This is a genomic window from Ruegeria sp. YTSC002 (assembly GCF_059609845.1).
This window is the reverse complement of the sequence record NZ_JBXWML010000002.1, coordinates 450,686-476,482: the sequence shown is the minus strand read 5'-3', so window position 1 is coordinate 476,482 and position 25,797 is coordinate 450,686. Positions and strand designations below refer to the sequence as shown.

The 25,797-nt window shown below is 56.5% G+C and carries 18 protein-coding genes; 7 read left to right on the top strand and 11 right to left on the bottom strand.

What is annotated here, in order from left to right:
• Positions 1–11 precede the first annotated feature (11 nt).
• Positions 12–1,046, bottom strand: coding sequence for a phosphotransferase family protein (locus tag AC2FFD_RS07385; RefSeq protein ID WP_480685214.1), 1,035 nt, complete (start codon positions 1,044–1,046; stop codon positions 12–14).
• Between the two features lie 103 nt (positions 1,047–1,149).
• On the opposite strand from AC2FFD_RS07385, the gene AC2FFD_RS07380 reads away from it, so the two are divergent.
• Positions 1,150–2,085 carry a LysR family transcriptional regulator gene (locus AC2FFD_RS07380; RefSeq protein WP_480685213.1) on the top strand — a complete coding sequence of 312 codons (936 nt, stop codon included), beginning with the start codon at positions 1,150–1,152 and terminating at the stop codon, positions 2,083–2,085.
• An 80-nt stretch (positions 2,086–2,165) separates the two neighbouring features.
• On the opposite strand, the gene AC2FFD_RS07375 is transcribed toward AC2FFD_RS07380, so the two are convergent.
• The 3 genes from AC2FFD_RS07375 to AC2FFD_RS07365 form a co-directional block, all read right to left on the bottom strand.
• Positions 2,166–3,461, bottom strand: coding sequence for a glycosyltransferase WbsX family protein (locus AC2FFD_RS07375; RefSeq protein ID WP_496872725.1), 1,296 nt, complete (start codon positions 3,459–3,461; stop codon positions 2,166–2,168).
• A 129-nt stretch (positions 3,462–3,590) separates the two neighbouring features.
• Positions 3,591–4,856 carry a glycosyltransferase WbsX family protein gene (locus AC2FFD_RS07370; RefSeq protein ID WP_170347138.1) on the bottom strand — a complete coding sequence of 422 codons (1,266 nt, stop codon included), beginning with the start codon at positions 4,854–4,856 and terminating at the stop codon, positions 3,591–3,593.
• Positions 4,856–5,950 (bottom strand): class I SAM-dependent methyltransferase, encoded by a 1,095-nt coding sequence (locus AC2FFD_RS07365; protein WP_496872723.1) that lies wholly within the window; start codon positions 5,948–5,950, stop codon positions 4,856–4,858. The genes AC2FFD_RS07370 and AC2FFD_RS07365 overlap by 1 nt, the downstream gene beginning before the upstream one ends.
• Before the next feature lie 698 nt (positions 5,951–6,648).
• On the opposite strand from AC2FFD_RS07365, the gene AC2FFD_RS07360 reads away from it, so the two are divergent.
• Complete coding sequence (locus AC2FFD_RS07360) at positions 6,649–7,503, top strand: glycosyltransferase family 2 protein (protein WP_496872721.1); 855 nt, start codon at positions 6,649–6,651, stop codon at positions 7,501–7,503.
• Between the two features lie 73 nt (positions 7,504–7,576).
• Here the strand turns inward: AC2FFD_RS07360 and rfbA are convergent, their stop codons facing one another.
• From rfbA to AC2FFD_RS07335, 5 genes are all read right to left on the bottom strand, one after another.
• Positions 7,577–8,443, bottom strand: a complete 867-nt coding sequence (gene rfbA, locus AC2FFD_RS07355) for a glucose-1-phosphate thymidylyltransferase RfbA (RefSeq protein ID WP_496872718.1) — start codon at positions 8,441–8,443, stop codon at positions 7,577–7,579.
• A gap of 18 nt (positions 8,444–8,461) precedes the next feature.
• A complete protein-coding gene (gene rfbD / locus AC2FFD_RS07350; protein ID WP_496872717.1) occupies positions 8,462–9,325 on the bottom strand; it encodes a dTDP-4-dehydrorhamnose reductase in 864 nt (287 codons plus the stop codon).
• Entirely contained in the window at positions 9,322–10,362 is a 1,041-nt protein-coding gene (gene rfbB / locus AC2FFD_RS07345; RefSeq protein WP_496872715.1) for a dTDP-glucose 4,6-dehydratase, read from the bottom strand. The genes rfbD and rfbB overlap by 4 nt, the downstream gene beginning before the upstream one ends.
• Positions 10,359–10,928, bottom strand: a complete 570-nt coding sequence (gene rfbC, locus AC2FFD_RS07340; protein ID WP_257601281.1) for a dTDP-4-dehydrorhamnose 3,5-epimerase — start codon at positions 10,926–10,928, stop codon at positions 10,359–10,361. The genes rfbB and rfbC overlap by 4 nt, the downstream gene beginning before the upstream one ends.
• 377 nt (positions 10,929–11,305) lie before the next feature.
• Positions 11,306–13,354 (bottom strand): dockerin type I domain-containing protein, encoded by a 2,049-nt coding sequence (locus AC2FFD_RS07335; RefSeq protein WP_496872713.1) that lies wholly within the window; start codon positions 13,352–13,354, stop codon positions 11,306–11,308.
• 160 nt (positions 13,355–13,514) lie between these two features.
• Between AC2FFD_RS07335 and AC2FFD_RS07330 the strand changes: the two genes are divergently transcribed.
• The 5 genes from AC2FFD_RS07330 to AC2FFD_RS07310 are packed head-to-tail and all read left to right on the top strand — an operon-like array spanning position 13,515 to position 23,069.
• Positions 13,515–17,420: a beta strand repeat-containing protein gene (locus tag AC2FFD_RS07330; RefSeq protein ID WP_496872711.1), complete on the top strand. Its 3,906-nt coding sequence runs from the start codon at positions 13,515–13,517 to the stop codon at positions 17,418–17,420.
• 47 nt (positions 17,421–17,467) lie between these two features.
• Positions 17,468–18,301: a SapC family protein gene (locus AC2FFD_RS07325; protein ID WP_480685204.1), complete on the top strand. Its 834-nt coding sequence runs from the start codon at positions 17,468–17,470 to the stop codon at positions 18,299–18,301.
• Positions 18,288–19,631 carry a TolC family protein gene (locus AC2FFD_RS07320; protein ID WP_496872709.1) on the top strand — a complete coding sequence of 448 codons (1,344 nt, stop codon included), beginning with the start codon at positions 18,288–18,290 and terminating at the stop codon, positions 19,629–19,631. Before AC2FFD_RS07325 ends, AC2FFD_RS07320 begins: the two co-directional genes overlap by 14 nt.
• Complete coding sequence (locus AC2FFD_RS07315; RefSeq protein ID WP_496872707.1) at positions 19,628–21,775, top strand: type I secretion system permease/ATPase; 2,148 nt, start codon at positions 19,628–19,630, stop codon at positions 21,773–21,775. The genes AC2FFD_RS07320 and AC2FFD_RS07315 overlap by 4 nt, the downstream gene beginning before the upstream one ends.
• Positions 21,759–23,069, top strand: a complete 1,311-nt coding sequence (locus tag AC2FFD_RS07310) for an HlyD family type I secretion periplasmic adaptor subunit (RefSeq protein ID WP_170347121.1) — start codon at positions 21,759–21,761, stop codon at positions 23,067–23,069. The genes AC2FFD_RS07315 and AC2FFD_RS07310 overlap by 17 nt, the downstream gene beginning before the upstream one ends.
• A gap of 139 nt (positions 23,070–23,208) precedes the next feature.
• On the opposite strand, the gene AC2FFD_RS07305 is transcribed toward AC2FFD_RS07310, so the two are convergent.
• Both AC2FFD_RS07305 and AC2FFD_RS07300 read right to left on the bottom strand, forming a co-directional pair.
• Positions 23,209–23,910, bottom strand: coding sequence for a response regulator transcription factor (locus AC2FFD_RS07305; protein ID WP_170347119.1), 702 nt, complete (start codon positions 23,908–23,910; stop codon positions 23,209–23,211).
• Positions 23,910–25,775 (bottom strand): PAS-domain containing protein, encoded by a 1,866-nt coding sequence (locus AC2FFD_RS07300; protein ID WP_496872751.1) that lies wholly within the window; start codon positions 25,773–25,775, stop codon positions 23,910–23,912. The genes AC2FFD_RS07305 and AC2FFD_RS07300 overlap by 1 nt, the downstream gene beginning before the upstream one ends.
• Positions 25,776–25,797 lie beyond the last annotated feature (22 nt).

Here is a 25,797-nt window from a genome sequence, read left to right as displayed (position 1 = left end):
GGTGATCCTCTTCAGTGCGTTGCAGCGGCGATTTCGTCGAGCGCCATTTGCGCCAGAGGGGCCACCAGACCCTTGAACGCCATCGCGTTCTCGTTCGATGCATTTCCCGCCAGCGCACGGCTGTAAACACCCTGTGCAATCGCAGCCATCCGGAAGAAGGAAAACGCCAGATAGAAGGTCCAGTTTTCAATCTCTGGCAGGTCACGCAGCGAACAATACCGCTCGATCATCTCAGCTTCGGAAGGGATGTTCAAAGCAGCGCGATCCAGCCCTTGCAGCCCCCGGATCAGACCGGTCGGCGGCAACCGGAGACAGACACAGAAATAGCCCAGGTCAGCCATCGGGTGGCCCAGCGTCGACAGCTCCCAATCCAGAACCGCAGCAATCTGCGGGGTATCCGAAGCGAAGATAAAGTTGTCGATGCGAAAATCGCCGTGGATCAGACTGACCGAACCGTCACCATCCGGCAGATTGCGGGCCAGCCAGCCCATAAGCTGTTCCATCTCGGGAAGATTACTGGTTTCCGCAGCGCGGTACTGTTTGGTCCAGCGGCTGTACTGGCGTTCGAAGTAATTCCCCGGTTTGCCGAAATCAGACAGGCCGACGGCACCTGTGTCAACCGAATGCAGCGCGGCCAGAACGCGGATCATTTCGTCGAAAATCGGGCGATGGTTCGCCACGCCCAACTCAGGAAGCGCCGGGTTCCAGAAGATCCGACCCTCCTGGAAGCTCATGACATAGAACATGGAACCGATGACATCCGTGTCCTCACACAGCACGTAAGGTTTGGCGACCGGAACCGCAGTGCCATGAAGTGCCTTGAGAACACGATATTCCCGATCCACGGCATGGGCCGAAGGCAGCAGGTCGCCCGGCGGTTTGCGGCGCAGCACGTATTTCGAACCACCGGCCTTCAGCAGATAGGTTGGGTTCGACTGCCCGCCCGAAAACTTTTGATAGGACAACGGACCGGCGAAACCTTCGATGTGGCGCCCCAAATATGTCGAAAGCCGCTCGGTATCGAGTTCGAGGCCGGATGATGTCATGCACAAATCTCCGTTTTCCGCCGGGATGTCTTACAGCTTACCGCCACCAATGACATTTGTGAAATTTACTTGCATGATCGTCGGCATAAATCTGGTGAATGACATGACGACCAAGCTCAACAAGATCGACCTGAATCTTTTTGTTGTTTTCGACGCCATCTATACCGAGCGAAACCTGACCCGTGTTGCCGAACGCCTGTCGATCACGCAACCGGCCGTCAGCAACGCCCTGACCCGGCTGCGCAAGACACTGAACGACCCGCTTTTCGTGAAAACCGGCACGGGGATGCAACCCACGGCCCTGGCAGAGAGCATTTCGGACAGGATCTCAGCCGCTCTCCACCAGTTGCAAGCCGCATCGGCACAGGGTGAACGGTTCGACCCGTTTACCAGCAAACGGCTGTTCCGGGTCAGTTTGGTCGACCTTCACAGCCTCATCATCCTGCCCGGGCTTTTGTCCGGATTTCAACGCACGGCACCGCAGGTCGAACTCAGCCTCGTGCGCATTCCCCGCCGGGATACGCGCAAGGCGTTGCAGCAGGGCACGATCGACATCGCGTCGGACATTCCGATGCCGGACAGTTCGGATCTGATCAGCCGGACCATCATGAAGGACCGTTATGTCTGTGCCATGCGACCCGACCACCCTCTGGGTACGGGCCCAATGACGCTGGAGCGTTATCTTCAGCTGACACATCTGCATGTTTCCTCACGACCTCAGGGGGCGAGTCCGGTCGACATCGTCCTGCGCAAACTGGGGGCGCGGCGCAAACTCGGGCTTCAGATGCAAAGCTATCTGAACATCCGGGACATTCTGCACAAGACAGATATGGTTGCCACGCTGACCGAATGCAGCGCGCGTGAAATGGGGCTGCGCATGTTGAGGTTGCCGGTTGAAGTGCCTCCGATCGAACTTCGCCTTTATCGGCATATCCGGTCCGATGGCGACGAAGCCGTACAATGGATGTTCGACCAGATCGCAGGTCGCACCGTCAGAGCGAACGATACGGAACAGCATCATAGGGTCGATCAGAATTGATACGGAACCCCGGGCAACTGTGACATCAGGACATCAGAGGCGCCAACCGTCAGGTCCTCGAAACCTCAAGGTCGGAAGCATCACGTATTGATCTGACTTTCAGACTTCTTGGGTAACGCGTCATACGTCGCCTGAAGATAGGCAAAGCCATATTTTCGGTCAGGCTCCAGGTGAGTCCCCTCCGCCCACTCGTTCCATGCGTTTATGAAAACGATTTTTTCGTCGGCACTGTATTTTTCCTGCGCGAGAACCTGCCGGCACAAATGTTCCGTCCAGCGCCTGTAGGCATCGATTGAAAACCGGCCCATAATCCGAGGAGCATCCTGATTGCGCGCGGTATTGTCCCAGGAAAGCGTGGAGGACCGAAACAACTTGTATTCAGGTTCCGGCTTTTGAAGCTCTGCCTCGACCACGGCTTGATAATCCAGAACGGCTCCTGTGAACTCTGGATTGTAGATCCCCATCTCATCCGTGATGTCGGTGCGCTTTACCTGATGCGGAGGGAACTCCATAGCAGCGTCGAAACCCAGTTTCTCGGGATCGCCGATATCGAAAGTCTGGGCAGCGATGAGATACAGGTCCGGCTCGCCCCAGCTCTGCGCCTCTTTTCGCCATGCTGCGGTTGTTTCTTCGATATTCGGTATGATGTTCGCACGGTAAACGATGAAAACCGGTTTCCCATCTATCCGAATGTAGCGCGGATCATCAAAGTATTTGCGTATATGGCGGAGAAGATTCAGGGAATCCTCGATCGAATGGTTCTGCGCGATAAGAACGTCATGCGCCCGCCCGTCCCATCGGCGCGTCCAGTTTTCATTTGCCCATGTCAGGCAAAAAGGCATGTCAACCTCCAGATTGTCCAACATTTGTTCGAGCGGGTGTTCCATCAGGGTCTTTCCGCCGAACCAGTAGTAGTAATAGGAGAACCCTCCTATCCCGTAAGACTTCGCGATCCGCGCCTGTTCGACCATGATCTCTGGCAACCGCAAGTCGTAGTAACCCAGATGAATCGGACAATGAGGTTGGTAATGGCCCGGAAAATTCGGAACGGCCTTTCCGACATTGGTCCATTCGGTAAAGCCTTTGCCCCACCATTCATCATTCTCTTTGAATGGGTGAAATTGCGGCAGGTAATGCGCGATCGCCCGCACTGCGGGATCAGCTTTCGCAGGCGGGTCGAAGGGTTTGAACTCTTCAGCCTGACCATCGGCTTCAAATCCCTGCCTGTTTGACTGCCCCGGTTTGTCCCAACCCCGTTTGGGGTCTCTTTTCTTGGCTGAATTTCTGAACCGTCTTGCCGTACGTGGCGACAAAGGTGGGCTGAGTTTCGACGCAGCGGTCAGCAGATGGTAAAGCAGGGTATCTTTGATGGACATGCAGTTTCTCGTACTAAGGCGCGTCGTGCCGACTATGACAAAGAAAACCTATTTTTCCATGCAAAGCACGAGGCAGAGTTGCATGACAAGTACTTGGGGCTTTCATGCAACTCAATCCAGCGTGGTTTTCTATTTTGTACGGGCTGCGGACAGCCATTGCTTCAGCAAGCGACCGCTGACCGTATCGCGCAAAAGACGGAAAGCACGTTTGGCCAATGATTTATTGGCACCATATGGAACAGGATGCGCGATGCCTTCCGTAGTTTCGCCACGGCGCGAAATCTCGGGCACACCCACATGCGTCCAGTCGGTCAGCTTTGAACCTTGGAGAGCGGCCTTGGTCGCGTGCAAAAACCCATGCCCGTACTCGCGATCCGGTTCCAGGTGACATCCTTCCGCCCATTCATTCCATGCATTCACAAAAACAAAACGTTCCTGGTCAGGGAAATCCTGCGCGGTTTTGCGCAAGGCACGCGAAAGCCAGTATTCGTAGTTTTCCGGTGTTCCGTTCAATACGACCATGGCATTTTCCTTCCGCCGGGCAGTGTTGTCCCAGGACGGAAAAACCGATCGATGAACATTGTTCTCGGGCCCATAGCTGTGACCCAGATACTGTTCTGCGATCGCTGAAAAATCAACGCAATGGCCTTGGAATTCGTCGAACAGGTCCACCTCTGGCGAGAGGTTGGGCACGTTGATGCTGTGGGGCGGGAATTCCACACCGGAATCAAACCCGTATGACGCGTAGTCCCAGTTTCGATGCGTCAGCGCACAGGCCAGATGGATTTTCGGAATTCCGACAGAGGCGCAATAATCACGCCAGACCTGCACGGTCTTGCGCGAGTTCTTCAGATGCTGCGGCCGATAAACAATCAGGAACGGAGCGCCATCCAATGTAATGTAGCGGGGATCCCGGAAAAACGGCTCGATCGACTTGATGAACTCCAGATCATCCTCGGGCTTGTATTTCTGTTCAATGAGAATCTCGTGCTCGGCCGCATCCCAGCGGCGGGTCCAGTTCTCATTCGCCCAGCAAAGACAGAACGGCATATCGCTTTCGGGATCCGCAAGCATTTCGTCGACGGGACGTTCGAGCAGGCGCTTTCCGGAAAACCAGTAATAGTGGTAGCAGAAACCATCAATTCCGCTGGCCTTCGCCATCTCGATCTGCTCAAGCCGCGTTTCGCGGACACGCAGGTCATAATACCCCAGATCCGTAGGAAGATGAGGCTGATAATGCCCGGTGAAAAGCGGTTTGGCTTTTGCAACATTTGTCCACTCGGTGAACCCTTTGCCCCACCATTCATCGTTTTCCGGAATCGGATGAAACTGAGGTAGGTAGAAGGCAATTGTCCTGATATTGCCGAATTCACGATCCGTGATTGTCGAGGACATTACTTCTTCAACCCCAACAGCCGCGCCAGAGATTTTTTTTTCTTCTTCGCCAGTGGGCCGGGATCAACTCGGGAAGCGGCGCTCGCGTCCACCGGCCCGATAGTCGATTGCAGATCAATCTCTTCGGACAGGGGCAGACCTGCCATCATGTTGGTCCAATGCTGCCTGGTCTCTTCATCGGGTTGTTCGACGGGCAAGCCCATCAGGTAGATATCATTCTCGGCACGTTCTTTGGGGACCGATCTGCTTACGACCTGGAAGACGTGGGAATAGCGATTGCGCTGCAAGGCGGCCTGGACATCCTGTGGCAGACGACTCCACCGGTGACAGAACTCCGTCATCTCTGGCGTACGAACCACAAATTCGGCTTGCTCAATGCTCATACCCTGCGAATTGAGCAGGTGCTGAACGTTTTTGATGCCGAAGAACCGGACATGGGTTCTATCCAACAGGCCCCAGTCACGATATTCGAAATCTTCATCGACAAGACAACCGGCAATCGCTGCATGGCCAACATGCGGCAGCGAAAGAATAACCGATCCCGTGTCGTTCAACAGCGATTTCATGCCTGAAAGAACGCTCCACGGGTCGTAAACGTGTTCCAGAACGTCTGCTGCGATCACGTAGTCGAATACCCCGTCTTTTTCGCGAACGATGTCACTCCATGAAGCATCGTTGAGATCCATCGGGTACACCGAACGGGCAAACGGTTTTAGCTTTTCGATCGCCGAAGGGTCGATCTCGAGCGCCACAACATCACATTCCAAAGTACCGGAAAGATGGCGCGTGATCGAACCAGGCCCGGCCCCGATCTCAAGCACCTTGGACCCGGGCTTTACCATGCGCAGCACACGTGCGGGTGCTACATCACTGTTCATATCAATGTCGTATTCGTAAGTATGTCTATCGCTCACTGTAATTCTTCCGTGATGCTTATTTCGTGCTTCAATTCGGCTGCTATATAGTTTGGTCTGGTTCTGCAATCCCCAATACCAAACCGATACATAAGGCCTTGGATGTTGTACCCAGATAATGCTCAACTCAGAGGTTAATGTTGCACAAAACTCCCCCAGCAGCAATGACCACTCGCCCAAGGGTCAATCACACCAAGGGCGTTTTGCAACCATCTTCAGAGAAACATGTTTTTACCGGGTTCTGTTTCGTGGCCTTGTCTGAAAAAGAAGCGGCATCCGCGTGGGCCTCGGGTCGAACCTCTTGGGCTCGTGCCGCACTTCAGTTGAGGTATGCTTGATACAGTTTTCAACAGCTTACCGATATCGCGGGACGCCACGGCTTTGGGCACTGTGAGGTCGTGCAAACGCGCGCAGGGCGTTGAGCGCACAAGCTTACGTCTGCAACCATCTGCGGATCTTTCTGAGAACCGCCAACGCCTTCATTCTGGCAAGCGGTCGGCGCCAGAATTCCGATACCGCCTTCAGGGCATGTCGCGACTTACTGGTTTCGACCCGACGACAGGCAACAATCTGCTCATTCACCACGGCCACCGGAAATCGAAAAATCCCAACGGGGTAGATCTTACCGCTCCGATCCAAAAGGCATGCCCCCCCCAAACGCGGCTTTGCCATCCGGCCGCGCTTGATAATCGGCTTGCTGTCGTCGCTTCAGCGGAGAAGAACCAATTCAAACATTTCTCAGATTGCCGTCACTGAGTGCACAAGATCACGGACCGCATTCAGCAGCCCGGATCCGCCGTACTGGAACCGGGGTTGACCCTAACCGTGTTTGAGAGGAAGTAACGATCAGGCCCATTCCACAGACACGGCAGGCAGGTTTGTCACAGATTACGGTCATAAGCGTTTGTTACAACAGCAGTGGTGTACTGCCGGAGATGCTGAGTTCCATTCCGAAAGGCGTGCCGACGGTTTTGGTCGACAATGGTTCGGATGATATTGAAGCGGTTCGGCAAATGGCCAGGGCACATGGCGCAACTCTGATCGAAAGCCCCGACAACATCGGGTTTGGCCGCGCCTGCAACCTTGGTGCAGCCAAGGCAACAACGGACCTGCTTTTTTTTCTGAACCCGGATTCTCACTTGCTGCCCGGAGCATTGGATGCGTTGCAAGAGGGGGCCGACAATCATTCGGATGCGTCAGCCTTCAACCCTGCAATTCTGGACCGGAAGGGGGCACCTCGTTTCAGGCGATACAGTGTGATCATTCCCCGAAATGAAACCCTGCCCAGGAAAACAACCGATTCCGATTTTGAATTGCCGGTCCTCGTCGGCGCGGCCTTCCTGGTCCGCCGCGAAGCATTCAAGGCGGTCGGCGGGTTTGATCCCGAAATCTTTCTGTATCATGAGGACGATGACCTGAGCCTGCGGCTCAAAGCCGTTTGCGGGCCACTTTTCTATGTTCACAACGCTCGGATGCGCCACGCCAGAGGCAAATCTTCGCCGGGAAGTCCCGCCATCGCTGGCCTGAAAGGCTGGTATATGGGGCAATCGCGGGTTTACGTCGCCCGCAAACATGAAGTCCCGATGGCCTTTGGTCGGGCCCTGGCATCGGCGCTGCTGCAATTGCTGTCTCCGGCTGTGTTGTTTTCAGCGAGAAAACGCGCCAAGCAATGGGCCTTCTTGCGCGGTGTCTGGCATGGCCGGAATGCCCGACCAGCCCCGTTCAGACCTTGATCGCAAAGCGCGAAGCCGTTTGCGGCTCAAGCAAAATCAAGCCTGAACACGTAACCATGAGACAGTTCGCGGCCTAGCTCAACAGCCCCTTCAGATAGGTGCCGTACGTGGACTTGGCGAACAGGCGCGCGCGTTCATCAAGCGCCTCGTCGTCAATCCAGCCATTTGCCCAGGCAATTTCGTCCAGGCTTCCGGTCTGCATACCCTGACGTTCCGTGATCGTGCGCACGAAGTTTCCCGCATCCAGCAAAGACCCGTGCGTGCCGGTATCCAGCCAGGCAAAACCGCGCCCCATGGTCTGCACATCCAGCAAACCTTCGTCCAGATACATCTCCAGCAGCGATGTGATTTCCAGCTCGCCACGCTCTGACGGTTTGACCTCATGCGCGCGGGCCGGAGCATCGCCATCCAGAAAATAAAGACCCGTCACCGCGTAGTTCGACGGAGGCACCTTGGGTTTTTCGACAATCGCGCGGGCTTTGTTCCCTTGGAAATCCACAACGCCGTAGCGTTCGGGATCAGCGACCCGATACGCAAAAACCGTCCCGCCGCGCTCCAGTTGATCCGCCTCGAGCAGCAGGTCCGGAAGGCCATGTCCGAAGAAAATGTTGTCACCCAGAATCAACGCCGACGGGGCACCATCCAGGAAATCCTCGGCCAATGTATAAGCCTGCGCCAGACCGTCAGGAGACGGTTGCACGATCCAGGTCAAGGACAACCCGTATTGACTGCCATCCCCCAAAAGGCGCTGAAACTGATCCTGATCCTGGGGGGTGGTGATGATCGCGATTTCGCGGATCTGCGACAGCATCAAAACACTCAGCGGGTAAAAGATCATCGGCTTGTCGTAGATCGGCAGCAATTGCTTCGATATCGCCATGGTGATCGGATAAAGCCGGGTTCCGGACCCACCGGCAAGAATAATGCCTTTGCGCTGCATAATCTGTCCTTTCAAGGTTCAGCTGGTCGCTGACTTCAACTCGCTCAATATCTCGGCCAGTCCAGCTTTCCAGTCGGGCCTCTGAATTCCGAACACGTTTTCAAGCCGCGAACAGTCCATACGTGAGTTCAGCGGCCTGGGCGCCGGCGTTGGGTACGCCTCGGTTGGAATATCCTCGATTTCGACCGACAAGCCGGATTGAGAAACAATTTCACGGGCGAAATCCGCCCAGCTGGCATCGGGGGCCCCGGAATAGTGGAACACGCCACCTTTGGCTGCGGGGCCGGCCTTGGCCATTTTCAGCAAGGTTTCAGCAATGTCGGCAGCAGGTGTTGGCCCACCGATCTGATCTGCGACGATGGTCAGCTTGTCACGGGTCTCTGCCAGTCGAAGAATGGTCTTTACAAAGTTCTTTCCGTGGGCCGAAAACACCCAGCTTGTGCGCAAAATGGCATGGTGGCCGCCAGCCTCTACGATCTGGCGTTCGCCGTCCAGTTTGGTTCGACCATAAGCCCCCAAAGGCCCGGTCGGGTCATCGGTGCTCCGGGGGGTCGTACCAGAACCGTCAAAAACGTAGTCCGTGGAAATATGCAGAAAGGGCAGGCCTCGGGCAGCGGCGGCACGCGCCATTGCTCCGGGAGAATCTCCGTTGATCCGTTGCGCCAGATCGCTTTCTTCTTCGGCCTGGTCAACGGCAGTATAGGCTGCTGCATTGATGATCACTTCCGCATCCGTATGCCGGATAGCGTCTGCACTGTGCGACGGGTCAGACAGGTCCGCCGCGGCGCGATCCAAGGATTCAACCAAGACACCATGCGCCTGTCCGCGACGTCGCAACTCGGTCGCCACCTGCCCCCCGTGGCCGAATACCAGCGCCTTCATTTGGCAACACCCAGTCGCTCACCCACACCGCTGCGGGCCTGCAACGCGTTCAACCATGCGCTGTTGTCCAGATACCACTGAACCGTCTGTTCCAGCCCGGTTTTGGGCGTATAGGAAGGGCGCCAGTTCAGTTCCGTACGAATCCGTGTCGGATCGATGGCATAGCGCTGATCGTGACCGGGGCGGTCAGCGACGAACGTGATCAAATCCGCATAGGGCGTTTCACCCGGCTTGAGGCGATCCAGGATCGAACACAGCATTCTGACAAGATCAAGATTGGTCATCTCATTCTCGCCACCGATGTTGTAGCTGCGGCCCAGTTCACCCTTTTCGAGTACCAGCAACAGGGCTTCTGCATGGTCATCGACATGCAGCCAGTCGCGAATGTTGTCGCCTTTCCCGTAAATCGGGATCGGTTTGCCCGCCAGCGCGCTGAGGATGACCACGGGGATCAGCTTTTCCGGAAACTGGTAAGGGCCGTAGTTGTTGGAGCAATTGGTAAGAACCACTGGCAGGCCGTATGTTTCGCGCCACGCCCGCACGAGATGATCCGATCCCGCTTTCGAAGCCGAATAGGGTGAGTTCGGCTGGTATGGGCTGTCTTCGGTGAAAAACCCGGTTTTACCCAAGGACCCAAAGACCTCGTCGGTTGATATATGGTGAAACCGGAAATGCTCGGGTCGGCCGGCACCCACCCAGTAGGCGCGTGCGGCCTCCAGCAATACATAAGTACCGGTCAGGTTCGTGTCGATGAACGCGGCCGGGCCATCGATCGAACGGTCGACATGGCTTTCAGCGGCCAGATGCATGATCGCGTCGGGCTGGTGCCTGTCCAGTATCGCCGACATGGCGGCCGCATCCCGGATATCGGCGTGTTCAAAAACGTATCCCGGCGCATCCGCAACAGAGGCAACATTGTCCAGACAGGCCGCATAGGTCAGGGCATCGACATTGACGACCGAATGCCCATCGGCAATCGCGCGACGGATAACGGCAGAGCCGATAAAGCCCGCCCCGCCCGTAACCAGAATTTTCATTGTGTGCCCTCGAATACGAAAGGAGATTCAATTTCGCGCAGAAGTGGTGCGATCCGGTCTTTCTCGGACAGCTGGGGTTCTGAATTGCTCTGTGGCCATTCAATGCCGATATCGGGATCGTCCCAACGAACCGCGCCTTCAGTTTCCGGCGCGTAGGTATCAGAACACTTGTAGACGATCTCGGTCTCCGGCTCCAACGTCACGAACCCATGCGCGAACCCCGCTGGAACCAACAGCATCCGCCCGTTCTCGAAACTCAGTTCTTCACCGACCCAGTGACCATAGGTGGGCGAGCCTTTGCGGATATCGACCGCGACATCAAACAGCCGCCCACGACCGCAGCGCACCAGCTTGGCCTGCGCCCTTGGCGGAGCCTGAAAATGCAATCCGCGTACCGTGTTCACCGTGCTCGAAAGGGAATGATTGTCCTGAACGAATTGCGTATGAATCCCTTGTGCCGCAAAACTGTCGGCATTGTAGGTTTCTTCAAAGAACCCGCGATGATCGCCAAAACGCTTCGGGGTGATCAGTTTCACTTCCGGAATGGAAAGCGCCAATATTTCCATTGTTACTAATTTTCATCTCTGTGTTGATGTCTCGGCCTGCTATGTCACATTTGTTCCACCGACGCCAAGACCTATGTTGTCCGACCAGCAATTTGAGCGGCTCATCGGTTCTGAAAGTCAGGCGATTATCGCAGGCAAGTTGCGATTCTGGTAGAATCCATTGAAATTATTGGGCCATCTCTGCATGAAGGCACAAGAATGGAACAGATAACGAAGCCGCAGGCGCGACAACGCTTGGGCCGAAACCAAAAGCACCGCGACATGGGGCGGTATCCAAGCGCTGAGGCTGGGGCACGTCCATTTGGCCGCAAAAACCAATCCGCACCTTACTGCTTAAAAAGGTACAACCCTGCTTTGGTTGAGATGTCTTTCGGCGCTCAGGCCGCTTCGAGATTTCCCAATAAAATGGAGGTCATGTCCACGTTGATGACCCCATCCACCGCCACGATATCGACACCCGTCTGATAGGTTACATTGTCCTTGGTTATTCCGGAAAGGTCCGCGTTCTCATCCAGGAATACCCATTCAGGGTCATGGGCCGTGGGCTGACCGACGGCGACTTGCAAAATTGCAAGCGCGTCCAGGGCATTCACGGTGCCATCCCTGTTGACGTCTGCGGCTATCAGGTTTTCAGCGGTCGCGGGACCCCATGTCGGATCAAGACCAACCGAGATGCGCAACACTTGCAAAGCGTCCAGCGCGTCAATCTTTCCGCTTGCCGTGGAATAGTGTTTGGTGATGTCCAGCACTCCGGGAAAGGTACCATCGGGCAATTCCAGATCGAACCGCCCCTGATCATCTGCGGTGGCGGATACCGTACCCCCGCCGTCCGGCGTGAACCGGATTTCCGCATCCGTCAGCCCCGGATTAGCCGCCCCACTGTCCACCGTAATCTGCCCGACCAATCCATCAGAACTGCCCGCAGTCTGCCCGCCCAGGTCCCCGAAATCCACCGGAATATGATCCGGTCCGGCGAAGCCTGCGCCAAAGATATCCGTGCTTGTCAAAGCGCCGCCCGAGGCGGATTGGACCTGCACGACCTCGCCACGATATTCGATCTGAGCCCCGTTTGCCGTGCTGGTAAAGGTGAGTTGCTGAGGCGACCGCAACAGCAGGTAGTCGAACATATCCAGACGATCCACGCCCGCCTGAAAATCGGTGATTGTGGTCAGACCACTACCCGACTGCATCACGAAAACGTCGGCCCCTGCACCACCCGACATCGTCGTCGCACCCTTCCCCGCGATGAGAATGTCGTCTCCGGCGCCAGCCAGAAGGGTCGTGTCCAGAATACCGCCGCTGAGGATATCGTCCGATGCGCTCCCGTTCACGGTACCGAACCCCTTGCGCACCACACCAAGATCATCAACCGGGACAGTCAGGACGGTCAGTCCGGCATCCTGTTGTGACGTCACGAGAATTTGCAACTCATCACCCACATGCGCAACGCTGATCGATTCGACATTCTGCAAGCCGCTCGCCACCGTATCCGCGAAACTGTCCATATGAACCAGTTGACCTTCGGGTGTCAGAGTGAACAGAGACAGGCCATCATCGCCCCCGCCTGCAACCACGAAGACCCGCCCGTTCACGTCTATGACCGCCAGATCCTGAACCGATTCAAACCGCGTATGAAGCGTATCAAGCACATGGTCCGTCGCCTTCAAGCTTCCGTCGCTGTTCAATTGAAGAACACTGAGAGAGTTGCTGCCGGACCCCGCCACCACGACCCAGGATTTACCGTATGCCTCGACTGCCTCGACAGCAGTTGGGGTAGAAACACCAAGGGTTCCGAGGGCCGAATCATTGTTGATCTCGGTTAACGTGCCGGTGCCGGAGTCGATGCGATACGTCGAGACAGAGTTTGTTGCCGCGTCACCTGAGACCAGAAAATGTTCCGAACCCGACCGCAACGTCTGCATGGCATCCGCTGTGCCGGCAATCAAACCCGCAAGACTGAGCGTCCCGTTCGCGTTCACATGATAGGTTCCGATGTTGCCGGTATCCTCATGCGCCATCGCAAGGACATCCGAAGACCCAAGTGAAAACTGTACGATGGCCGAGATATCCCCGCCTCCGTTGAGAACACCTGTTTCCTTCAGGCCGCCGATCGTTCCGTCCGCGTTCACGTCATACCCGACCAGGCCCACGGCAGTGTTGATATCGAGCGCAATCTGCTCGGTTCCCGCCAGCGTGATCGGCGTGGCACTGCGCCCCACCTGGAAGGTGATCGAACCGCTGTAATACTCTGTATCAACCAGCTGCGGCAGGGCACCTTCGGCCAACCGCCAGACCGCGACGCCGCCACCCGGGCCGGTCACCGAGTAGAGATACGTATTCCCGTTAAGCGTTTTTAAAGCCGTATCGCCGATACCTGAATCGAGCGCCGTGCTCCCCGTTGCCACTACACTTTCGAACTGAAGCATCACAGCCATCACCTCACACGCCACCCCTGGCAGTTACGGCAAGATGACCAGATGAGCAGACCGAAACCGAAGCAGAATTGTGGTGAAAACGAGAAGTTCGGTTTCAGTTTAACTCAATTTTTTCAGGTCCGATCGCAACGGCAACAAATGGGAAAGACAGATGAGCAAAACGCCAAACAGCACATCCTTTCCTGTTGCGATGATCGCGGACACCACATGCGAGGGCAAGATGACCAAAGCACCTGAGGCCAACAATCGTTCGGCGGTTGACTCGACGGACGGAGATCGCAAATCTCAAGTTCAACAGTGGATCAATGGAAAGCTTGGTCGTTGGGCGGGTCGCGGCGCGGCTGGCGGCCTCATGTCCACATTGATGGCCTTGCCTGCCTTGTCACAGGCAACCATCGAAGAGCTTTACGCCTTCCAGTTCGCAGAGACTATTCCGGGTGTGCGATCCGCCAAGTTGCTGAAAAACGGCGATGTTCTTCTGAAAATGGCTGACGGTCGGACGATGATCGTGGCGGCGGAAAACGTACAGGTCCTGGACAGCGGCGCAATCATGATCGCAGAAGAGGCGGTTGCTGAAATCGCCCAGTTCAGCGCAGCTGAAGCCGGCGTAGCAGCTGGCGGAATCAGCGGCGCCGGGGCTGCACTGGGCGGCCTCGGGTTGGCTGGTGCAGCTGCCGCCGCGGGCGGAGGTGGCGGCGGCGGCGGCGATTCCCCGGAACCTGTCGCGCCTGGACCCCAACCCCAAACGGAACCGAGCTATACCAGCCTGAACCTGGCTGAACTTCAGGCAACGGCATTGAACAGCGCCATTACCAATGCCGCCGCACCAGACGGAACATCGACAGTCGAGGTCACGATAGGTTCGCTGGTCAAAACCGTAACACCCAACGGTGACGGCAGCTGGAGCGTTTCTCTCACTGCGGCCGAAGCAAATGCGCTTCCGCAAGGCGTCTCTACGGTGACAGTCAGACATCTGGACGATTCAGGCACGGAACTGTCAAGCGAATCCGTCAAGTTCGATATTGATTCAATTCCCCCTACCCTGTCGATCACCGGGTTTTCCGATGGCCCTGTTTTGAATTCGATCGAACAGGCAACGGACCTGACGGTCACCGGAACAACCGATGCAGAGGACGGGCAGACCGTCACCGTCTCAATGAACGGGCAAGACTATTCGGGCACGGTATCCAACGGACAATGGAGTGTCACCGTTCCGGCAGCAGACCTCTCGGCCCTTCCTGATGGCGCGACGATTGCCGTTACCGCTGATGTTGCCGACGCGGCGGGAAATCCCGCTCAACAAGCCAGCGGAAGCTTTGATACTGACTTTACTGCTCCAACTGTTTCTCTGGATCCCGTGGCTGGCGGCTCGATAGAACTGATTGACGTAGCCGGCGACCTGGCCTTGACCGGTTCCACCACGGCAGAGGACGGGCAGACCATTGTCGTCACGTTCAACGGACAAGTGCATACCGGCACCGCTTCTGGCGGAAGCTGGAGTGTAACGATCCCCAATTCCGATCTGAGCAGTCTTTCCACCGGAGTCCCGGCATCTGTTCTGGTTGCTGTCGAAGACGTGTCGGGCAATCCGGCAGTACCGCTTCTTGTATCGGTTCCCGTGGACCTGACCGGTCCTTCCATTTCGATATCACCGCTTCCTGTTGGTTCCGTACTGAACGCTGTCGAAGCCGGGTCCGACTTGACCATCAGCGGGCTGACGTCAAATGTTGAGGATGGTCAGCAAGTTACCGTAACCCTCGATGGTCAAACTTATTCCGGAACAGTATCCGGCGGGGCCTGGAACGTGACCGTGCCAGCTGGGGATCTGGCGTCCTTGTCGGATGGGGGCAACTTCTCTGTTACAGCGGATGTCGACGACGCCAGTGGCCTGACGGCACCGCAGGCCGTAGTGACACTTGCCAAGGATGTGACCGCGCCGACGCTCAGCATCGACAGTTTTTCGGACGGAGCTGTCATGAACGCAGCCGAGCGCGCCACGGATCTTTCCATCTCGGGCAGCACGTCAGCTGAAGACGGACAAATCGTAACCGTCAGTCTGAACGGGCAGTCCTATAGCGGAACGGTTACTGGCGGCAACTGGAGCGTAACTGTACCTGCTTCGGATCTGTCGGGGCTTTCTGACGCGGCGACCGTCACCGTAACCGCGGATGTCTCGGACGCTGCCGGGAATCCGGCTCTGCAAGCGAACAACAGCTTTACCACCGATTTCACGCCACCGACGATCGGAATTTCAACCGTATCCGACGGGGCCGTCATGAACGCCGTTGAACAAGGAACCGACCTGACCGTGTCAGGAACTTCCGATGCGCCGGACGGAACCGTTGTTACCGTCGAAATCACGCGCGCTGACGGCACTACGGACGTCACCGGAACGGCAACGGTAACCGGGGGTACTTGGACCTATACGGCAACCGTGACAGATTTGTCTGCCCTGCAAGACGACGAGACTTACAATATCAATGCATCGATCTCGGACGCGGCGGGAAACAACAATCAAACCACAACAAGCTTTGCCACTGACTTCACAGCACCTTCGATAACCATAAACAGTCTGCCTGTGGGTGCCGTTTTGGACGTGACCGAGAGGGGCGTGGATCTTGCAATCTCGGGCACGACCACGGCTGAAGATGGCCAGACCGTTTCGGTCACATTCGGCGGGCAAACCTATACAGGCGTTGCATCAAATGGCGCGTGGGCAGTTACCGTTCCAGCAAGTGATCTTGGAATGCTCTCTGACGGAACGACCTATTCCATTTCCGCCACCGTTGACGATCTGGCCGGAAACAGTTCCGCAGCCGCGAACAACTCACTTTCCACAGATTTTCGCCCCCTGTTGACGTTGAACGATGTCGGGGTCAACAATTCGATTGCTCTTACCGATGCCAAAGCTTCCGGAATAACTCTCGGCGGTTCATCGACCGGATTGTCAATCGGCCAGTCGGTGGATGTCACGTTAAACGGCAGTTCGGTCGGATCTGCAACGGTGGCCGCAGACGGATCCTGGTCACTGGCTGTTGCGGCGTCCAACTTTTCGGCAGTGGAGGCAGGTGATGACCTTGTTTTTTCCGCGCAGGCGACAGTTGCGGGTGGACCAGATCCGCTGCCGGTTTCCGATCAAGCCGTTGCGCACGAATCCGCTGCCTATGTGATCTCTGAAGTTGGGCGCTCGGGATCTACGGTGACATTCGCAATCTATGCCGAAGCCGACCGCGATATCTCTGGCGGTCTGGCTTTGACGGCAGAGCTCGGATTTGACCCTTCGGTTGTCACATTCAACGCGGCGTCGGTTTCGGAAAACAACGCCTTCGATTTGTTCTTGGCCAGCCCGGGCGCCGGGGGCGCGATGAATTTTGCCGGCGCCGCGACAACCTTTACAGATCTTTCTCAGCCGCTTGTTACCTTCACGATGACAATCCAGGACTCCGGCCAACCTATTGAGCTGACAATCAAAACGTCTGATGGCGGGTCAACCTCAGTTCAGTTTGGCACCAATGGCGATGACACGCTCACCGCTGCGAATACGAACACCATCACGCGCGGCGGTGACGGCGACGATACCATTGATGTTTCTGCGCCAGGGCGAGACATCGTCGTCTTCGAGGCGGACCCGACCAACAATGGTACGGACACTGTGACTGGCTTTACGATTGGCCCGGCTGCGGATGTAACCGACGCACTGATGTTCCACGGGCTGGACGCCAATACGCTTCGCGGTGATGGCACCAGCTTCGAATTGCTTTCCGCAGGAGACACCTTGGGCACAAACACCGGATTTGTCGGCCTCAGCACGGTACTCGCAGACCTCAACCTCAGCACAATCGAAGCCGCTGTCGAGAGTCTCGCCGGAGCCATGGCGGGCGATGAGCTTTACGTGATGGCAACCGACGGAACAAACAGTGTTCTGGTCAAGGCAGATTTCCAGGCGGCGAACGATGCCAGCGTTGAAACCGTGGCCACGTTCCAAGACCTGAGCGATCTGAGCGGCCTGACCGCAGATAACATCCTGCACACCGACCCAACCGGGGCAACGGCCTGATCCGGACCGGCGCACATACAGACGTAATTCAACATCATGAGGCGGTTATGGCACAGAATGGCTTAACTCCGGTCAGTCTTGGACGACATGGTCATCGGTTCTGGAGGCGGTTCACCTCGTTCGATTTCGCACGGACTATGGCAAATTGCCCCGTGGTCGACGCAGAAATTCTTCAGGCGGCCGCCACATTTCCAATCACTTTTCGGAAATCCGAACACGGCTTTTACCCCATAGCTGTTTTGTCCATGCAACCGAACCAGCCTACTCCATTTGTATCAGCACATGGCAAATGGCTCGCGACTTATGTCCCTTGCGTCTTGCGCTGTGCTCCGTTTCGGCCACAACTGATTGAACCGGACGGTGACGGCAGTGACGAATTGCTTATCGACGAAACGGCGGGGCTTATCACTGACAATCCGGAGGACGAAGCTTTCTTCGACAAATCAGGTCAATTTGCGCCGGAACTGAAAAAAGTCGCCGCTTTCTTTCGCGCCCTGAAAGAGTCGATGAAATACACAACTCATCTGTGTCGTGTTCTTGCTGACATGGGATTGTTTGGTCCGCTTGACTCTTTTCACGGAGTTGAGTTCCCGTGCGGGCATTTTGGCGTCACGCAGAACGCCCTGGAGAAAATTCCCCGCGCGCACTTGTCACTACTTACTTCGAATGGGGGTTTGCGACTGATTCACGCTCATCAGATTTCGCTGACCCATAGTATCTGGCTGACACATGCTCATGCCCGCGCAGATCGGGTAGCTGATGGTTCTCTGACACAACAGACCACCGGTGTTTCTGGGTTCATGGACGCGTTGATTGCGGCACAACAGAAAGAAGAAGCCATGGACCGTTGCAGCCAGGAGGGTCACCATGCGTTCCTGTAAAGCAGTGTTGTCCTGGGTTGCGTTCGCTCTGCTTGCAATACCGTTGTCTGCCTGCACGCCGCCTCCTGATTTGACTTCAGTGGCAGTATCCTTTGCACCCGGGACCACCGGTGCCGGGGCAGCAAAGCCATCGGCAAAGCTCAGCAGCAGTGCATTCGGGCAACGCGTGCGCCAGGCGGTAGAGACAAGCCCGACACTGGCGCAAAGTAATACCAGGATGGATATCGCATCAGCCAATCAAGATGCGGCCGAAGGCGCCTTTCTTCCACAGATATCGTTGGGAATAAATGCACGGTCCGAACGGGTCGAATCGGATATTGCAGATGTTTCACCCTATCTGAGAATTTCACAATTGGTTTATGACGGTGGGGCTGCCTCGGGGGATCTGACGGCAGCCCGGGCACGTGTTCTGGAAACACGGGGCGATCAAATTCAGACGGCATCGGCCACGGCTCTGGCCGCCATCGAGACCTATGTGCTTGTCCTTGATCAACGAAAGTTGCTCCGCATCGCGGCCGACAATGTCTCGGTCCATGAAGAACTGGTGCGTCAGATTTCGGAACGCACAGCGGGTGGCGCCGGATCAAATGCAGATGTTCTGACCGCACAATCCAGAATGGCGGATGCACGTACAAGACTTGCTGACGCACGAGCACGAACTGATCGGGCCGAAGCGCGGTTTCGAGAAGTGTTCGGGACTTTTCCCGGCTCATTGCCCCCTCCTGTACCGGCCCCACTGCTGAATAGAAGTGATGCCCAGATCGTGATGAACAGCCCTCAGATCCGCAGGGCGGATGCTGGCTTGCTGGCAGCCAAAGCAGAGTGGTCGGCAGCTCAGGCACGGCGAAAACCGAATGTTCGGGTCGCCGCATTTGCCAACCAGGATGACACTCGGGATGCAAATTTTGGCGTCGATCTTTCTTTCAACTACGAGCTGGACAGCACCGGCCAACGCCGCGCCGCCATCGCAGCAGCAGAAGCCAAAGTGAAAGAAGCGGAATTCGCGAGAGAGCAATTGGTTCGCGAAATCATGCGGGAGCTGGGCTTTATTCGATCCGATCAAAAAGCAGGCGCGGAACGGCTGCGCGCGGCCCGTATTGCGGCAAGTGCCAATGCCGACAGCGTTACTGCGTCCCGCGCACAGTTCTCGATTGGGCGTCGCAGCCTGATCGAAATCCTGGACGCTCAACGCGATTACGTAAATGCGCAAGAACGCCTGATTCTGGCCGAACAGAGTTATTTTCTGACCAACTACGCGGCTCTGAGCCTTACCGGAGACATTCTGGACCTGCTCGGAATTTCGCTTGGCAATTGGAACGGGGTGAAATGAGCACGTTGGAATCAATGCAAGACCGCGTTCGCTTGACATGCTACGAAGCCTGCCTTTTGAACATTGCCGCGACGCTTGAACGCCCTCTGACCCTTGCAACGATCCAGGCATCGCAGACCGGTTCAGACGGGGATCTGACTGTTCGTGACATCATCTCGGTGGCGGAAAACACAGGTCTACAGGCGGGCTATGGCGAGCGGCGCATCACGAGTTTTGACGAAGCATTGGCTCCGGCCTTGTTGCTGATGACCGAAAACAAGGCTGTTGTGTACCATGGCCGCAAAAAAAACGGTGCCTTGCTGGTCTATGACCCGGAACTTGGCGAAGGAATCGGCGAAGTTTCAGAAGAACGGCTGGCCAAATCCTACACCGGTTTCGCTGTCTTGTTTCGGCGAAATCATACAGATGAACTGGACGCCGGCCACACAGCTTACCGAGGTCATTGGTTTCGCGCGGCACTGTCCGCCAATCGATGGACTTACGTACAGGTTGCTCTCGCTGCGGCGCTGGCAAACCTACTTGGCTTGTCGACGTCAATTTTCATTATGGTCGTCTATGACCGTGTGTTGCCCAATGAGGCAACCGAATCGCTCATTGCCTTGACGGCAGGCGTGGCTCTGGCGCTTCTTTTTGACTTCGCGCTGAAACTGCTGCGGGCCGCGTTCATCGACAAGGCCGGGCAAAAAGCCGACTTGCTGATGGGACGGCGAATTTTCGACCACGTTCTGAATATCCAGATGAAGTCGCGCTCGGGTTCCACCGGCGCCATGACCAGTACCATCCGTGAATTCGAGACCCTGCGCGAGTTCTTCACGTCCGCAACGCTTGTTGCCGTCGTGGATCTGCCGTTCATCGGGTTGTTCGTTTTAGTCATTTACCTGGTCGGCGGACAACTGGCATTGGTCCCGGCTCTGGCCGTACCAGTGGTTCTGCTGACAGGTTTGGCCGTACAGCCGCTTCTGTCCCGCATGGCAGAAAAGAGCCTGTCTGACGGGCAATCCAAACAATCGGTCCTCGTCGAAGCTGTCTCGGGCCTGGAAACCCTAAAGACAACGGCCGCTGGCCGGCAAATGCGTTCCCGTTGGGAGCAGGCGATAGAACGGCAATCCTCGCACGGTGCTCAGAGCCGGGCCGTTACACAATTTGCCCTCAACCTGACCGGTTTTACGCAACAAGCTGCTCAGGTGTTGATCGTATTTTATGGTGTTTTTCTGATCACAGACGGGCAGACAAGCATGGGCGCTTTGGTTGCCTCGGTGATGCTGACAGGGCGGGCCCTGGCACCTTTGGGGCAACTGGCTCAGACGTTGACAAGGCTTAACCAAGCCCGAAGTGCATACCGAAACCTCAACGCGCTGATGATGGCGGAAAGCGAACGCCCACAAGGCCGAACATGGGTGAACCGGCCCCATTTCAAAGGAGAGATCGCCTTCAACAACGTGTATTTTTCCTACCCTGACCAGGGGGAAGATACCCTGCAAGGCGTTTCATTCACGATCAAACCGGGTGAAAAAGTGGCGATCCTGGGTCAGATTGGCTGCGGAAAAAGCACCATCGCACGTCTGATGCTGGGATTGTATGCGCCGCGCGTTGGATCTGTTACGTTCGACGGCCTTGATATACGCCAGATCGATCCTGGCGATCTGCGCCGCAATATCGGATCCGTCCTGCAAGACATATGGCTCTTTTCCGGATCTGTCCGAGACAATATCGCAAGTGGCGCAATCCGGCCCAAAGATCGCGAACTGATCGAAGCAGGCCGCGCCGCCGGGGTTGAGGATTTCTTAGCCAACCATCCCGGGGGTTACGATCTTCAACTCGCGGAACGCGGCGAAGGCCTCTCTGGCGGACAGCGGCAAGCCATTGCCCTGGCAAGGGCGCTCATAGGCCGTCCGCCGGTTCTCCTGCTGGATGAACCAACAAGCGCGATGGATGTCAAAACCGAAGCCCAGGTTATCCAACGTCTGAAAGAATGCACGGCAGAGTCCACCATGGTTGTCATTACACACAGAACCAGCCTGTTGGAGCTTGTTGACAGAGTCATCATCCTTGAACACGGGAAAATCGCGGCGGATGGCCCCAAAAGCATGCTGACGCAACATGTTCGTCGGACAGGGAGGCACCTGAATGTCGCAGCATCCTGATCTGGCCACTCTGGCACGAGAGATGCAGGGACGCTCTCCTGTTCGGAGTTCCTTGCTGCTTTTGGTGATTCTGCTCTGCCTGATCGCCGCCGTATTGTGGGCGCATCTGACCGAACTGGACGATGTCACGCGCGTGGACGGCCGGATCGTGCCTTCCGGCGACATTCAGCTGATCGAAGCCACCGAGCCCGGCGTATTGCAGTCATTGCACGTGCGCGAAGGCCAGCTGGTCGAAAAAGGTTCACTGCTGATGGAGCTTGAAACAACCCAAATTGACAGTCAGCTCAGTCAGGAACAGCAACGCGCGTTCGGGCTGATGGCGCGCATCCAACGTCTTCGGTCCGAAATTGATGGGACACAACTGGATTTCGATGTTCAACTGATCAACGGCGCGCCTACCGTCGTGCAATCTGAAACCGCGCTGTACCAAGGACGGCGGGCTGAATTGGAGGCAGAAATAGCCATCCTGGAGCGTCAGCGTCAGCAAAAACAGCGAGAGTTTGAGGAAGGCCTAGTCGATCAAGTGACGGCAGAGGAAACCCTGTTGGTCCTGGCCGAAGAAAGGGCGATCATGGCGCCGCTGGTCGAGCGTCAAATGGAGCCTGCAACAACATTGCTTGCGTTGCGGCGGAGTGAAGCCGAATGGCGCGGTCGCAAGGTGCGGGCAGAAGCTGTAACCAACAGGTTGCAAACGGGCCTGGACGAAATCGACGATCGGATTCAGGCGGTGCGAAGCCGGTTTCGCAGCGCCGCGCTGACGGATCTGGCGCTTGCCACTGCCGAGCTGGCTGCTTTGCAACCCGCCCTGCCCGCTTTGCGCGACCGGGCGTCAAGGGCGCAGGTTCGGTCTCCGGTACGCGGCATTGTAAACCGGATTCATCGCTCAACCATCGGCGGTCTCGCCCGCAGTGGAGAGGACCTTGTTGAAATCGTGCCGCTGGACGACACATTGCTGGTTGAAGCCTATGTAAAGCCTGAGGACATTGCGTTTCTGCACGCGGGTCAGCCTGTGAAGGTCAAAATCACGGCTTATGATTTCGCACGATACGGGGCGTTGGATGGTGAAATCATCCGCATCGGTGCAGATACGGTCACACGATCAGAGCGGAATGACGAAGAGGTCTTTGTGGTCGAAATCCGAACCAAAAGCACCATGCTTGACGGGAATGGCATAGCAGTCGAAATCATACCTGGAATGATCGCCGAAGTGGACATTCTGTCTGGCCGGAAATCAGTGCTGGATTATGTTCTGCAACCGGTTGTTAAAATAAAGGATCAGGCATTGCGCGAATGAGCGATGGGGCAATTGGGGACAGACGAGCGGGTTCCAATATGGATATCACGGTGTCAGCAGCCTCCGGGAAAACCGGGGCGGTTCAAACAGACATGGAAAACAACTCATCTGACCAAGTTTCTACCGGTCGGATCTGCATCTACTTCCAACCAACATCACCCAAGAATATATACCCTGCTCCATAGATCGTCTTGATCAACCGCGGGTTCTTGGGGTCCTCTCCCAGCTTTGTGCGCAACCTGGAAATCCGAACATCCATCGCCCTGTCAAAACTGTCGCCGGCTGCACCGCCCAGGGACTCCTGCATTTGCCCCCTGCTGATCAGCCGCTTGGGGCTTTCCAGAAACAGACGAAGGACTTCCCCCTCGGCATGGCTGAACGGTGTTTCCTCACCTGTGTCACTTTCAAGAACATATCGGTCAAAATGTGCGGTCCAGCCGTTGAATTCCGCCGTATCCGAATGTGAGGTCTGAGTGCGGGGTGTTCTTAACCTTGCCCTGATCCGCGCCACGACTTCCGCAGGGTCAAACGGTTTCGTAATATAGTCGTCTGCGCCAAGTTCCAGCCCCGTAACACGGTCCTGCACCTGCGCCCGCCCCGAAATGATGATCACGGCCGCGCCTTGTTCCAGCGCCAGACGATGAACCAACGCCAGCCCATCCGTGTCCGGCAAAGACAGGTCGACCAGACAGACATCAGGCGTCACACGATTGAGCGCAGCCTCGAACTCTCGCGCGCGGGAAAAACTCTGCGTTCGGAAACCGGCATCCTCCAGAGCGTCCGTCAGGATGCGTCGGATTTCGGGTTCGTCGTCGAGGATGGTAACCAGCGGTTGCGTCATCAGGCGGCCTCGGTTTGGATCAGAGCTGACAATTGAGCCTGCGAAAACGGTTTACGCAACACCGGGGCCAACGCAAGGGCGCGCTGGTACAACGGGTCCGAACTGGGCAGCGACGTCATAAGGATACATGGCAATCCCGGCTTCACCTGCCGCAATATGTCCAGACCGGTACCACTTCCTTCCAGACGGATATCGGACAGGACCAGAGAAATGTCTTCAACGCTGTTTATCAGCGCCAGCGCCTCATCTACCGAATTGGCCTCGATGACGGCGCAGCCCAGCTCTACCAGCATGTCCCGAAACTGACCCCGCAGATCTTCACTGTCTTCAACCAGAAGTACCAAACCGTTCTGCACGGGAGGAGCAGGTCGGAATGGCAGCCGCAAAACAACGGACGCGCCTGATGGCGTGTTTTTGAGATGCAAATCGCCACCGGCGAGCTTCACAGTGTCATACACCATGGGCAGACCCAGCCCCGACCCGTCGCTTCCCTTGGTGGTAAAGAACGGGTTCAGCGCCTTTTCCAGCGCCTCGGGTGTAAAGCCCGGGCCAGTGTCTGATACGGCGATTTCAACCCAAATTTCTCCGATGGTGTGCGCGCTTATTGTAATCTGGCCCGAACTGCCGCAGGCATCCCGCGCATTCAGCACCAGGTTCAGCAACGCATCCTGCACCATTCCCGGATCCAGCATCAAAGCCCGGTCCGGCAAAGTGTTGACCACCGACAAACCGACGCCGCGCGGCAAGGAAGGCGAGGCCAATATTCTCAGGTCTTCCAGCAGCGCCTTCATGTCCGTGGCCTGAGGCTGTGGCGTTCGGTTCCCGGTCATGTCTGCAATTCGGTTCAGCAATTGCCCACCCCGACGCGCGGTTTGCTGTGTCGCGGCAACCAGTTCATGTGCTTCATCCGGCAGGTCCATTTTGTTCAGTTTGGACTGCATCCCAAGGATGATCGTCAGCAAATTGGAGAAGTCATGAGCCAATCCACTGGTCATCTGGGCGGCCATGGCCCGCCGGCGCGTTTGCTGCAAAACGACGCGCGCCTGCGTTTCTTCGGTGATATCAACCGACATTACATAGACGCCTCCGGCGTCATCCGGCGTGAACGAAACCCGGATGCGGCGGGAATCCTGATCCTCGTTGAACTCGAATACGGAAGCTTCTCCGCCATATGCTTTTGCCAGATGCGCTTCGACCCGCCGAAACGCGGCTGCACCAAGCGCTTCAGATATGTGAAGCCCCAGAATTTCCGACGGGCGCCCGGGCAGGACCGCACTCAAACGGCGGTTGGAGTAGTCATATCGACCAGTGCTATCCAAATGCGCGATATGAGCCGGCATCATTTCCGTCATCATGCGTGTGCGGGCTTCGATCTCGGTCAGCTCGCGTTTGGCCTCTTCCAATGCCTTGATGGTGGCCGCAAGCTTTCGGTTGGTTGCTGACAGTTCTTCGGCGTGGCCGAGCAATTGTTCCGACAGTTCTTCCGATCGCGCCCGCAGCAGGTTTTCTGCACGCCGGGTGCCGGTTATGTCGGTATAGACCGCAACCCATCCACCCTGCGGCAGCGGCGCGCCTTCTATCGAGATAACCTGCCCGTTGGGCCTTACGCGTTCCATGTAATGAGGCTCAAACGCCAAAGCCTGCTCGACGCGCAGGTTCACCATTTCTTCCACACTTTCTTCGTCACCGTATTCGCCACGGCTGGCGAGAAAATGGATGGTATCCCGAAACAAGGCTCCGCGTTCGACCAGCTCGTCCGGCAGGTCGAACATTTCCTTGAACCGACGATTGCTCAGCACCAGTTTCAGGTTGCTGTCATAGATCGAAAGCGCCTGACCGATGAGATTCAGTCCGGCAGTCGTCATCGCCTTTATGCGCTGTTCGGTG